Raw genomic sequence first — 12,066 nt, forward strand, 5'->3', positions numbered from 1 at the left:
GTTTTTCTGAATTTGGCTTCACCGCAAGTCGGCAATATCGCCATGCTAATTCCGCTACGAAATGTGCCCGTTCAGCATTTAATTCATATTGAACGATACTCGACTGGGCATGCTCGTCGTAGAAACTCTCGCTCTTAAAACTAAGTGCACGGGTTGCAATCCTACCATCCATTTCAGGAAGCACGACTTGCATCGCTAAATCTCGGCTTCTCAAGCCTTGGCTATGCGCTAACCAGTCTTCTTCTGTACTACCTGACAATACCAACTGCAAAACAACAAGGTCTTTCTCAAAGGGCGATTGGAAAGTACTTGGCTCAGAACTAAGATCGGGGCTCGCCACGGTATTGGTTGCAAACCCAGTCGCATTCAGTACCAACTGTACATTTGCCTGGTCGATTAATGCGTTAACCAAGGAGAGTGATGACGGGTCTTTTAGCGAACTAATCGCAACGGGTAACACAGAAAGCTGATGCTGTTCCAAGACACTAATTAGCGCATCGAACATCGTGGTATTAGCGCTTTGCAAATGACTTCGATAAAACAACAGCATTACGGTTGGATTATCTTGGCCAGCCTTATTGCTTACCTTGTCTTGCCAAGCTAATAAGGTCCCCTGCTCTACACCCGGCTCGTAAATCATACATTTGGGTAAGGGCCTCGGCTCTTGCCATGACAACGTTAGATCAGCTAATAATCTGACATAACGCGCAATAATAAAGTGATAAAGATGTCGGGCATTCTCGACGCCGCCTTCACGCAAGTAACGCCAAACACGGTGCGCATCCTGAGGCACTACCGAACTAGCATCAGATAAGTCCGGATCAGGATTATCATCCCCAGGAACCACAATTAAGGTTCTAGGAGCGTCCGGTGTTTGTGCGTTCTGCCAGTCAACCAAGCGCTCCAAACCATAGGCCCAATAACTCGCGCCACCCAATAAGGATACGACAACGACTTGGGCCGACTCCAAGACCTTATGCTCATACAAGTCATACGCAGCAGGCTTTAACAATTGCATCCAGTTCGCCAAACGCACTTGCGGAAAGTTCACATCGTGTTGGTGATCTTCGTGCATATTTTGTAGCGCATACGACAGTGCAGACAAACTACTGTCTGCCGATGTCAGTATAACTACCTCTGCGGGGCTTTGATCGAGATCGATAATACCTTCATCATCGACAAAACCACCCGGTTTAGCTGCTAGCAAATGCATAAAAAAATCACCAAATTCTGCCTTTCAATATCGCTTGTCTAATGGGTGCGTTTAAACCTGTTTGCCTAAACCCGTCCACCTAAACCAGGGCGTTTTCTAATACGCTTTGGATGACCGCTTTCTCGATGCCTTTTCCGATAAAAACGAGCGATGTTTTTCTTGGCTCGCCTGCTTGCCATGGGCGGTCAAAATAACTGTCTAGACGCTTACCCACAGCCTGCAATACTTGTCTCATTGGCTTACCTGGCAAAGCTGCAAAACCTTTTACTCTGAAGATATTGAAGTCACTAACAACGTTTTGTATCGCTGCTTGAATTTTATCGCTATCGACTTCACCGATCTGAATCACAAACGAATCGAAATGGTCATGTGCATGCTCGTGATGTTCGCCGTGCGCATGGTGATGATCATGGTGATTATGTATTTGCTCGATACGCTCTTCAGCCGCAGCATCAATGCCGATGATGGCATTGAGCTCTGCTTCACCGTTACTGATATAGGTCGTTTTGACTTCGCTTGGTACGCGCTTGCCGACAATCGTTTCAACCAATTGACGTTGTGGCGCGTCTAGCAAATCATTTTTGCTAACCACAACCAAGTCTGCAGCACTCAATTGATCGTCTAACAGTTCTTGCAAGCTAGGGTCGTGATCAAGACTTTCATCGGCCAAACGCTGTGCCTGAACCTTACCTTCATCGTGCGCAAATCGCCCTGATGCCACCGCTGGACCATCGACAACCGTTACCACGGCATCGACGGTGCAATATTCTTTAATGCCAGGCCAATTGAATGCCTGCACTAAGGGCTTGGGTAGTGCTAAGCCACTGGTCTCAATCAGAATGTGATCGATATCATCACGACGCTCTACAAGCTGCTGCATAACAGGCAGAAACTCTTCTTCCACCGTACAGCAAATGCAACCATTGGCGAGTTCGTAAATACCATTGTTAGCGCTAGAGTCGGAGTCAACAACACCACTTTCAGCACCATCTTCTTCACAAGACAAAGGACAGCTACGTAGCAGGTCCGCATCAATATCAAGTTCACCAAATTCATTGACAATAACGGCGATTCGTTTGCCTTCAGCTTGCTGAATGACATTTGATAGTAAGGTGGTTTTACCACTTCCTAAAAAGCCAGTAACGACGGTGGTAGGTATTTTATTTAATTGCATCATTTATCTCGCTGTACTCTCGTTGTTGTTCTATCTTGGTTGTCTTTGTGCTTAATCAAACTCACCGACAACGTGTGTTGTTTTCTGCTGCTAGCGCTTCACTTGTCTCGGTACATCTGGTTTAACCTTGGGCCGATAGACATGCGCTTTGTCTTTGGCATATAGATAAGAATCGGCAAAATCGTCGGTATCCAACACATGACCGACCAGGATCAAAGATGTTCGAGTAAATTTCTTTTCGCGTACTTTTTCGACGATATCTTTTAATGTTCCTGTGACTTTGTCTTCATCGGGCCAACTGGTTCTGTAACACACAGCTGCAGGGCAGTCTTCGCCATAATGCGGAATCAGCTCTCCAACAATTTTATGGATGCGGGTGACGCCAAGATGGATCGCGAGGGTCGCGCCGCTTTGTGCCAGCTGCGGAAGCCGCTCTCGCTCAGGAAACGGAGTTTTGCCTTCATAGCGCGTCATAATTAGCGTTTGAGAAACGCCAGACAAGGTCAACTCTTTACCTAAATACGCGGCAGACGCAGCAACAGCACTGACACCCGGTATGATTTCATAATCAATACCAGCTTGCTCTAGCCGTCTAATTTGCTCACCAATCGCACCATAAAGTGAAGGGTCACCACATTGAAGCCGCGCAACGTCTTTACCTTCTTGGTGGGCTTTCTCAATGTGCTGGCTAATTTCTTCTAAGTCGATAGAGGCGGTATCGACAATCAACTCTGCTTTATCTTCAACTGAATCCAAGACCTCTCTGGGTATCAATGAACCGGCGTACAAAACAACAGGACAACGCTCAAGTATACGCTGGCCTTTTAGGGTCATGAGCTCTGGGTCACCCGGACCGGCTCCAATAAAATAGACTGTCATAGTTTTTTCTTATAGCCTCTTGGCGTGTAAACCCATTCTTTTTTGCCATTGACGATATGTCGAGATTCGCTGTTTCCAACGCTCACAAGCGTGAACATATCAACGTCTTTGGCATCTAACTTATCTAGGGTGGTAATGGTGATGGACTCGTCTTCACGGGTTAATTGGCGCCCCAACAAAACGGGCGTCGAAGCCGGTCGGTACTGGAGCAAAACGTCTCGCGCATGGTTCAACTGCCAATCACGCTTTTTAGATACGGGGTTATAGAACGAGATAACAAAGTCACCTTGGCCAGCGCTATGAATACGCTTTTCGATCGTCTCCCAAGGCGTTAGCAAATCAGATAACGATACGGTACAAAAATCATGACCGAGCATGGCGCCGACACGGCTTGCGCCCGCTTGCATGGCAGAGATTCCAGGGACAACGTCTATCTCAACATCTAGCCATTCTGGATGATCTAAGGCCTCGCCTTGCGCTTGCTTTAAGAGTTGTTGATCCAACAATTCAAACACCAACGTTGCCATCGCATAAATGCCGATGTCGCCACTCGAAACCAAGGCGGTTGTTTTACCGCTAGCCGCGAGATCTAAGGCGAGTTTAGCTCGCCCGATCTCTTCCCCCAAAGGTAACTCGTGATGTGTTTTTCCATCACACACATCACCTAACAAGTCGAGATACAAACCGTACGCGACCAAATCTGAACTGGCTCCAATGGCGCTAAGCGCTTTCGGCGCCACAAGAGATCTATCACCAGGACCGGTGCCCACTACAAATAACTGACTCATGCTAATTTTGTTTCCTGCTCTTAATTCAAATGAACTATTTTTCCAATACGACCTAAGCACTATTACTTATCTGACGCTGTCTTAGTAAAGCTCCGTGCAATCGCGCACGTGGCTTTCTTTGTCTTTTGTTTCGATAAAACCAACTCCGCTGGCGCAGACGTCGTCTTTTGTGCCGAATACAATGCCGCCGATTCAGCGACCCCATACACGCCAACTGTGTCGAATATATAATCTGACTTTACGCTCAGCTGAGACTCAACCGTCGCCAACTGATCTTTGTCCCATGTGAGATACGGTAAAGCCAGGGATGCCGCCAAATCGATTAACCCTTGTTCGTCCGCCTTAATATCAATGCTTGCGATGCCGCTAATCTGTGAAAGCTCTAAACCCTTTTCCACAAGGCATTGTTCTAGCAAGGCACGAAGTTCTGACTCAGGGCAATGCCGCTCGCAGCCCATGCCCACGATGTAGATTGGTTTCAAATACGGATCCGCCGTCGTTAAGACCAAGCTTGCACTGAGTACTTCCGAAATAATTCGCCCAAACTCATTCGCGCCACCTTCATGCCCGGACAGCAAGGGAATAACAAATTCGCCACGTTCATCCAGAACGAGGACGGGCGGGTCTTCATGTTTGTTCACCATTACCGGCGCGAGTGTTCGCATGACAATGCCTGTGGCACAGATTAAAATCTGTCGTTCGCCGGCGCGAAATGAGTCTTGCACCGTTTGCGCAAAGGGTTGCGGTTTAAACGACACCTCGACTTCATTCGTAAGCGCAGTTGAATCGGTTCTAATTGCGCTTGCTAAGCGTTCTGCCAAACAGCGCCCGGCTTCGGTTAACGCGAAAATTCTAATCACGACTTCTCTCCTCTGAGCTACGATCTGCCGATGGTAAAACCACAAACAAAGAAAAATACGGCCCTTGCTCTGGAGATAATTGAGTTATATCGCTCACAATCTTCTGATTATCTCGGCCGATATATTCAAGATACGTGGCGTCGGCTAATCTTCCCGTTCGCTCAAGCAATGCCAATATTCTTGGGCGGGCCTGCCCTGCTTTCATGATCACCACACTATCGTGCTCGCTAAGGGCTCGCTCTATTTGCGAATCCTGATGACGGCCACTGACCACAACAAACGATTCTTTTAACATTGTAAGCGGTTGCATCATCGCGCTGGCAGCAGCATTCACAGACGAAATACCTGGGATCACCTGACAGGGGTAGTCATCCTGAAGCCGCTCAAGTAAGTAGGCAAACGAGCCGAAAAATAAGGGGTCGCCTTCACACAAAAACGCCACATCCTGCCCCGCATCAAGCGCCGCTTTTATCCGAACAGCGCCACTGTCGTAAGCGTGATTCGCTAAGGTACGATCCTTCGACATCGGCATCTCGATCACGACATCCTCAAGAACATTAAGACCCTGATCCGCCGCTCTCTCTTCACGTTCTGTCAGCGCGTTTCTTGCAATCATTTTCGCTTGTGAGCTACCGGTTTCACCACTGAGATAGCTGATCACTGGCGCGTTCTGGATTACTTTGAATGCCTTCATCGTTAGTAAGTCAGGATCACCCGGCCCAACGCCAACACCATAAAAGGCGCCGAGCTTATTCTGATTGACCTGCTGCTGGTTAGACATGATCCAAGGCCTCATTCGTTGCTGTCTTTTCTACTTTCACAAACTTATAAAGTGTGACGGGTAGTTGTGGTTTGTAATACAACTCACCCGCCAGCGTTTCGCCGCGACTAACGGCCAGCTCAAATGTTTCGACATGGCTTGTTTCATCGCTGAACCGAGATTGGTAAAACTGATAAAGTTGTTGGCGCGTTTGTTCGGTCACGGCACTGGCGACGACCATCCCACGCTCTGGTAGTTGCTCCCAGGCTAGATTTAGAATGTCTAATAACTGACCGCCGCTTCCGCCCACAAAAACCTTGTTAGCCGCGGGCAAAGTTGAACAAATATCAGGTGCACTGCCCTCAACAATTGACAAGTTTGGTTCAACTGCGAAACGGTGCTGATTCGCCTTCAAGCAGTCTAACCTCTCCGGATGATGCTCGATTGCATGAACCTGGGCACCTTTACCCCACAACGCTAGCTCTGTGGCAACACCACCGCAACCTGCCCCAACATCCCAAATGCAATCGTCTGTTGTCGGTTCTAACAAAGACAATATCGCTAAGCGAACTTCACGCTTGGTAATCATGCCTTTACCGGGTGCTTTGTCCGTCACAAACTGCTCATCCGGAATTCCCGGAAATGTCGGCGTATATTGCGTCGATTCAAGTGTCTGTAAACACACGACATTTAAGGGATCAAAACGTTGGCTTTGTGCCTCTCCATCAATGAGTTCATCAATTGATAATAGACGTACCCGTTCGTCTGAATAACCAAGCTTTTCGCAGACCGTCAGCGCTGCCATTTCAAAGCCACGGCGTTGGCATTCTTTAGCAATTGCATGCGCAGAACTATTTTGATCAGTGAGCAATACATAGCATGTATGCGGTTTGAGCTGAGTGGTCAAAGATTGTAATGGACGACCATGCAGTGAAATAACCTCAACATCTTGTAAGGACCAGCCGAGTCGATGGCAAGCGGCTTGAATGCTGGACACGCCCGCATGAAAACAAAGTTGATCTTGCCTCAAATCCGAAAAGCTCTGCCGTACCCATTTTCCGATACCAAAAAATAGCGGATCACCTGAGGCTAGCAAGGCAACTGTTTCACCTTCGTCCAGATAGCTCGCCAATTGCCCTTTTAAAATAGAGAGCTTAGGAAGCTGCTCAGTCACCTGCCTTTCTGAAATCCACCAGCGAACCGTCTCTAACTGTCTCTGGGAACCAATAATACGATCTGCTGACTGCAAAGCACTCAAGGCGACTTCGTCCAAGTTCGCTTGCTCCGAAACGCCAAGGCCAATTACATGTAAGGGCATTAATACCACTCCCCGCGATTACAGCGTAAAAGCGCATTACAAGCCGCGGCGGTAACTGCACTGCCACCTTGGCGGCCAGCCAAGGTTATACACTCCACGCCTAATTTTTTGTGTTCTTCCCAAAGCGCTTCTTTAGATTCTGCTGCGCCGACAAAGCCGACTGGCATGCCGATGATAAGCGCCGGTTTGTCTGCGCCTTGTTCCAACATTTCAAGTAATCTGAACAAGGCCGTTGGAGCATTCCCTATCAATACAACGCTGTCTTTCAAGAAGGGTGTCCAAGAACTTAAGGCAGCCATCGACCTTGTTTCGCCTAGTTGTTTAGCCTGTTGAATGGTGTCGTTATCGTTCAAAAAACACAGGGGCTCTCGTTCAATCATGCGCTTAGTAACGCCTTGCTTGACCATCTCCACATCGCACAAAATTGGCTTATTCTGACCCAAGGACGCTCTGCCTTTTTCGCAAGCACCTGCGCTAAACAGAATCTTATCCGTCAGCTCGGGCATACCTAAGCTATGTACGACACGCATCACGACCTGTTGTTGTTCTTTATCGAAACAACTCAAGTTGCTTAGCTGGCGAATCAGCTCAAAGCTTTGTCGCTCAATCGCTTTCGGGTCCAATTCGTAATCAAATGGCATCTCGGTTTCCTATACGTTTTTTTCGCTATTGTTTTGCTCAGTATCTTGATCCTCAAGGGTGAGAGAATCAGACAGCGAACTTTCGACGTGATGTAGGCAGTCATCAAGGTCACTGAACAAATGCTTGACTGGCGATATGTTTGGGCGCGTCAACATCACCACCTGAACCCCGAACTCTCGTGCGGCTACCAATTTCGCTTGCGTGGCATCGCCACCACTATTTTTAGTCACTAAACAGTCAATTCGATTTACCTGTAATAAGGCTCTCTCTGACTCAAGATCAAAAGGACCTATCGCTTTGATCCATTCCACGCTGCCTGACAATGACGCTCTTGATGGCGCGGCGGTTCGGTAGATTAATTTGCTTTCATCCTGAGTCGCTAGAACATCACTGAGTCGCGTCATGTCGTCTTGAGACAGCTGCCCGACAGTCAGCAAGATTCTCTTAAATTTGGCACATTCAGTGACCGCATCAGCCCATGAAGAGACCGAGATCCAGTTATCGCCCTTTTGCGCGACCCAAGGTTCTCGAGAAAATCGCCAATAAGGCAAGGCCAAGCTGTTACATACATCTATCGCCGTTGAACTCATTTTTGCTGCGTATGGATGCGTCATATCCAACACAGCACCGATGCCTTCCGATCTAATATATGCCTTTAAACCACCGAACTGTGTAAAGCCTCCGGAAATGACTTCGCAGGGTACGTCGGGTTGTCGAACCAAGCCTGCCACGCTATAAATAAGCGAATGATCGTTAGTATTAAACAAACCCTTTTCATAGGCGCGCTTCGTAAAAACTCGCGCATCTGCCGTTCCGCCCAGCAAGAGTATCTTCATGGGCTTTCCTCAGAGGCAAAACCAATAAATTGGCCTTGTCGATCAACAGAATACACCTCCAAGGTGACTGTATTATCAGGCAGTGTTCTCAATACGCGACGCGCTTCGTTAAGTGCTGCTTTACATAATTCATCGCCAATCAGTATCCCGGCATCGCGACAAATCTGAAATACCTGCATACTTGTATTCGCTTCTTGGATTTTATCGAGCACGCTTTGGTCTGCCTTCTGCGCTTTCGCGATTCGAGCAAGCTGCTCAAAATCAATGGACGAAGAACGGCTATTTAAATCCATGTGGCCATTTGCCAGCTTGCTTATTTTTCCGAACCCACCACAAATAGAGACTTTTTTGATGGGCGATGTTGAGGTGGGTACTTTTCGCAAGTGCTTTAGCAGCGCACCCACAAAATCACCCATTTCAATCAACCCCATATCGTTGAGTTCATATCGCGTCTTAATCGCTTCTTCGCTGGTGCTGCCTGTGGTAGCCGCAATGTGCGTGATACCATTTGCAGCCGCTACATCTACACCTTGATGGATAGATGCAATATAGGCGGCGCAAGAATACGGCCTAACTATTCCGGTGGTTCCCAAAATAGATAAACCACCCATAATACCGAGCCTCGGGTTCATGGTTTTAAGTGCGATTTCTTCACCGTTTTCAACGCCGACAGCAACCTTAAAACCACCAGAATATTGGTATACCTTGGCCGCATTCAATAAATGTGACTGCATCATTTCTCGCGGTACGGGATTGATCGCAGGTTCGCCGACCTTAAGCACCAAACCTTCTCGTGTAACCGTTCCCACGCCTTGCGCTGAGATAAATTGCACGCCTTGTTTTTCCTCTAAGTACAGCTCTACAAATACCAGCGCCCCATGAGTCGCGTCAGGGTCATCTCCTGCATCTTTAATGGTAGCGGTGCGTACACTCTTTTCAGGTTCAAGTGACTCGTACCCTTCGATTTTCAAAGAGACGACTTTACCTTTCGGCAAAGTGATCTCAACCTCATCGGGATGTTTGTTCGCCAATAAGGCTTGGGCAGCAGCAACACAGCACGCCGTCGCGCAAGAGCCGGTTGTTAAGCCGCTGCGCAAAGGTTTTGCTTGTTCACTGCTCTCTGGCCACATAGTGCTTACCTAGCCTGCTCATTATTGCTGAGCATATTGTAACTAAGCGCATTTTCAGTGCGGTTAACAGCTTCTGTTGTAGCCGAAAATGTCGTCACGCCCAAAAACAACGCTGCGATGGCTTCTGCATTAGAAGGGAAAAATAAGTGTAGATACGTAGCCGTCAAACTACCCTCGCGATAGATTGCTTCACCCGGCGCCGAATGCCTTTGTCTTTTACCGTAGCCAATAGGTTCTGGCGTATTTGCACTTCGAGAACGATGATGCGCATGCGCTCTTACATCACCTTCAGGCAAAGCGGCGGTCTGCATCCCCTGGCAACCGCGCTTTCCGCGCATGGCCCCATCGCCCGCCATTAATCCCGCCATAGAATAGCGCGCGTCTTCAAGATCAGTCAGCGATTCTAGGCAATATAAAAAACCACCGCACTCAGCCAGTACCGGTTTATTAGCACGATGGAATACTTGAACGGACTCGCACATGCTACGGTTTTGACTCAGTTTTTGCGCATAGAGCTCCGGATATCCACCAGGCAACCAAAGTGCATCTGCCACGGGCACTTGTTGATCAGACATGGGAGAAAAGAATTCGTAACTTGCACCCAATGTCTCTAACAACCGCAAATTGGCGTCATAAATAAAACTAAATGCTGCATCCTTAGCAATCGCAATGTGTTTTCCTTCAAGCAAACGACTTGGACGCGCTAATGAAGTGGATTTGAAATCGACCGGCTCAGGCAACTGAGTAATCGCCTGCTCACCAATCCACGAGACGCCTTTTTCAAAACGTACTTCAAGCTCTTCACGCACTTCATCTGCTTGCACCAAACCAAGGTGCCGTTCTGGTAAGGTAACTTCTTCGTCTCTCGCTAGCGTTGCCAATAAAGGGATATCTGAAGGAAGCGCATCTCTTATCAACTCTTCGTGCCGCGCTGTACTGCAATGGTTCGCGATAATGCCAGCCACATGAATGTCTGAACGATAGCGCGCTAAACCCGTAGCGATGGCACCCGCCGTTTGTGCCATGCCTTTCACGTTCAACACGATAACCACCGGTATATTGAAACGCGCAGCTAGATCAGCACTTGATGGCTCGCCATCAAACATGCCCATTGCGCCTTCGATAATAATGAGATCTGAAACCTCGGCCGCCTCATACAGTTTTTGCTGGCAATAAGCTTCACCTGCCATCCACATGTCTAGCGGCTCAACATCCTTACCAGAAGCTTGCGCCAGAATTTGAGGGTCTAGGTAATCAGGGCCGGTCTTAAATACCCGTACGTTTTTGCCTTTGTTTCGATACGACCGCGCAATCGCAGCCGTTACTGTTGTCTTTCCTTCACCAGAGCTTGGCGCGACAATGAACATAGCTGGGCATGAAGCCGTAGGGAGTTTAGAAGGCGATTGAACACTCATTAGAACTCGATCCCGGCTTGCGCTTTTACACCAAGACGAAAGGCATGACGCTCATCCTGAATATGGCTGATCGTATCGGCGATGTCTTCCAAGGCTTCGGGCATCTTTCGCCCCGTAATCATGACATGCTGATGTTTAGGTCTATTTTTTAGAGCTTCTAGAACCGGTTCCAATTCAAGGTATTTGTATTTAAACATGTAGCTCATTTCGTCAAAAATCAGAATATCGTACTGGGGGTCGGTTAGCAGCGATTTAGCGAGCTCCCACGCGTTCTGAGCGGCAGCTATATCTTGGTCTTTGTCTTGGGTTTCCCAGGTGAAGCCATGCCCCATTACATGCCAATCGATACGTTCATGGTCGCGGAATAGTTTGAATTCACCGGTTTCTTTTCGGCCCTTAATAAACTGAACGACCGCGGCTTTCTGACCATGCCCTACGGCTCTGGCCATCGTGCCAAAGGCGGAGCTACTTTTGCCTTTGCCATTTCCTTTCAACAAAATCAGAACGCCACGCTCTTCAGTTGCCTTGGCAATCTTTTTATCGATAATGGCCTTTTTGTGCGCCATGCGCTCTTGATGCGACTTCATGCCAAGCTACCTTTTCCTGTTGAGTTACTTAAAAGATCATCCTTTAAGGAGATATAGATTGCGCCCAAATTGCGCGCAAACTCTCTTCCACGACCACGGGGTATTGTCGCTTGCTCAGTATCCACCCATACACAGTCACCGGGTAGCCTAATTTGGCTGAGCGTTTCTCGGCTCCGACCATCAGACACTATATACGTCCGTATGTTTAGCCCTGGAAATTTCTGACTCATCGCTTCGCAATACCGAGCCGCTTCATTAACGCCTTCTATGATTGGTGTTCCACCGCCCGCTCGGAGCCCCTGCAACCAGTTCTCGATCTGTTTGGGCGCTCTCACTTTCGCCATGAGCGACAGTACTTGATTGTTACCAAAACCAAACACCGCAAGTTGCTCTCTGTTTAAGTAAGCCTCATTGGCGATCGCAGCAACAACACCTTTTGCACGTGCAAAAACGTCACCTTGTAA

General features: G+C 48.2%; 12 protein-coding genes and 1 pseudogene. All 13 read right to left on the reverse strand.

Annotated features, from left to right (window positions below):
- Positions 1–1,213: cobaltochelatase subunit CobN (locus A3756_RS14260; RefSeq protein WP_197481316.1), on the reverse strand; the 1,213-nt coding region annotated here is incomplete at its 3' end.
- Positions 1,214–1,292: 79 nt separating this feature from the next.
- Positions 1,293–2,387 (reverse strand): cobalamin biosynthesis protein CobW, encoded by a 1,095-nt coding sequence (cobW, locus tag A3756_RS14265; protein WP_068515065.1) that lies wholly within the window; start codon positions 2,385–2,387, stop codon positions 1,293–1,295.
- A 90-nt stretch (positions 2,388–2,477) separates the two neighbouring features.
- Entirely contained in the window at positions 2,478–3,266 is a 789-nt protein-coding gene (cobM, locus tag A3756_RS14270) for a precorrin-4 C(11)-methyltransferase (RefSeq protein WP_068515059.1), read from the reverse strand.
- The gene (cobJ, locus tag A3756_RS14275; protein ID WP_068553735.1) at positions 3,263–4,054 is read right to left on the reverse strand and encodes a precorrin-3B C(17)-methyltransferase; all 792 of its coding nucleotides are present in this window, start codon (positions 4,052–4,054) and stop codon (positions 3,263–3,265) included. The genes cobM and cobJ overlap by 4 nt, the downstream gene beginning before the upstream one ends.
- Positions 4,055–4,116: 62 nt before the next feature.
- Positions 4,117–4,914: a cobalamin biosynthesis protein gene (locus A3756_RS14280; protein ID WP_068511655.1), complete on the reverse strand. Its 798-nt coding sequence runs from the start codon at positions 4,912–4,914 to the stop codon at positions 4,117–4,119.
- Positions 4,907–5,695: a precorrin-2 C(20)-methyltransferase gene (cobI, locus tag A3756_RS14285; protein WP_068511653.1), complete on the reverse strand. Its 789-nt coding sequence runs from the start codon at positions 5,693–5,695 to the stop codon at positions 4,907–4,909. Before cobI ends, A3756_RS14280 begins: the two co-directional genes overlap by 8 nt.
- Positions 5,688–6,992: a precorrin-6y C5,15-methyltransferase (decarboxylating) subunit CbiE gene (gene cbiE / locus A3756_RS14290; RefSeq protein ID WP_068511651.1), complete on the reverse strand. Its 1,305-nt coding sequence runs from the start codon at positions 6,990–6,992 to the stop codon at positions 5,688–5,690. The genes cobI and cbiE overlap by 8 nt, the downstream gene beginning before the upstream one ends.
- On the reverse strand, positions 6,992–7,633 hold the full coding sequence (locus A3756_RS14295; protein ID WP_068511648.1) for a precorrin-8X methylmutase: 642 nt from the start codon (positions 7,631–7,633) through the stop codon (positions 6,992–6,994). Before A3756_RS14295 ends, cbiE begins: the two co-directional genes overlap by 1 nt.
- Positions 7,634–7,642: 9 nt before the next feature.
- A complete protein-coding gene (gene cobK, locus A3756_RS14300; RefSeq protein WP_068511645.1) occupies positions 7,643–8,470 on the reverse strand; it encodes a precorrin-6A reductase in 828 nt (275 codons plus the stop codon).
- A complete protein-coding gene (locus tag A3756_RS14305; RefSeq protein WP_068553736.1) occupies positions 8,467–9,600 on the reverse strand; it encodes a cobalt-precorrin-5B (C(1))-methyltransferase in 1,134 nt (377 codons plus the stop codon). Before A3756_RS14305 ends, cobK begins: the two co-directional genes overlap by 4 nt.
- 5 nt (positions 9,601–9,605) lie before the next feature.
- On the reverse strand, positions 9,606–11,015 hold the full coding sequence (locus A3756_RS14310; RefSeq protein ID WP_068509163.1) for a cobyrinate a,c-diamide synthase: 1,410 nt from the start codon (positions 11,013–11,015) through the stop codon (positions 9,606–9,608).
- Positions 11,015–11,602 carry a cob(I)yrinic acid a,c-diamide adenosyltransferase gene (gene cobO / locus A3756_RS14315; protein WP_068509165.1) on the reverse strand — a complete coding sequence of 196 codons (588 nt, stop codon included), beginning with the start codon at positions 11,600–11,602 and terminating at the stop codon, positions 11,015–11,017. Before cobO ends, A3756_RS14310 begins: the two co-directional genes overlap by 1 nt.
- Positions 11,599–12,066 (reverse strand): annotated as a pseudogene (locus A3756_RS27745) (magnesium chelatase); the annotation flags it as partial. The gene cobO and the pseudogene A3756_RS27745, both read right to left, overlap by 4 nt.

The sequence above is a fragment of the Oleiphilus sp. HI0086 genome, assembly GCF_001635225.1.

Excerpts from the sequence above, each read along its gene's own strand:
- cobW (WP_068515065.1), bottom strand. The coding sequence starts at position 2,387 with ATGCAATTAAATAAAATACCTACCACCGTCGTTACTGGCTTTTTAGGA.
- cobM (WP_068515059.1), bottom strand. The coding sequence starts at position 3,266 with ATGACAGTCTATTTTATTGGAGCCGGTCCGGGTGACCCAGAGCTCATG.
- cobJ (WP_068553735.1), bottom strand. The coding sequence starts at position 4,054 with ATGAGTCAGTTATTTGTAGTGGGCACCGGTCCTGGTGATAGATCTCTT.
- cobI (WP_068511653.1), bottom strand. The coding sequence starts at position 5,695 with ATGTCTAACCAGCAGCAGGTCAATCAGAATAAGCTCGGCGCCTTTTAT.
- cbiE (WP_068511651.1), bottom strand. The coding sequence starts at position 6,992 with ATGCCCTTACATGTAATTGGCCTTGGCGTTTCGGAGCAAGCGAACTTG.
- A3756_RS14295 (WP_068511648.1), bottom strand. The coding sequence starts at position 7,633 with ATGCCATTTGATTACGAATTGGACCCGAAAGCGATTGAGCGACAAAGC.
- cobK (WP_068511645.1), bottom strand. The coding sequence starts at position 8,470 with ATGAAGATACTCTTGCTGGGCGGAACGGCAGATGCGCGAGTTTTTACG.
- A3756_RS14305 (WP_068553736.1), bottom strand. The coding sequence starts at position 9,600 with ATGTGGCCAGAGAGCAGTGAACAAGCAAAACCTTTGCGCAGCGGCTTA.
- A3756_RS14310 (WP_068509163.1), bottom strand. The coding sequence starts at position 11,015 with ATGAGTGTTCAATCGCCTTCTAAACTCCCTACGGCTTCATGCCCAGCT.
- cobO (WP_068509165.1), bottom strand. The coding sequence starts at position 11,602 with ATGAAGTCGCATCAAGAGCGCATGGCGCACAAAAAGGCCATTATCGAT.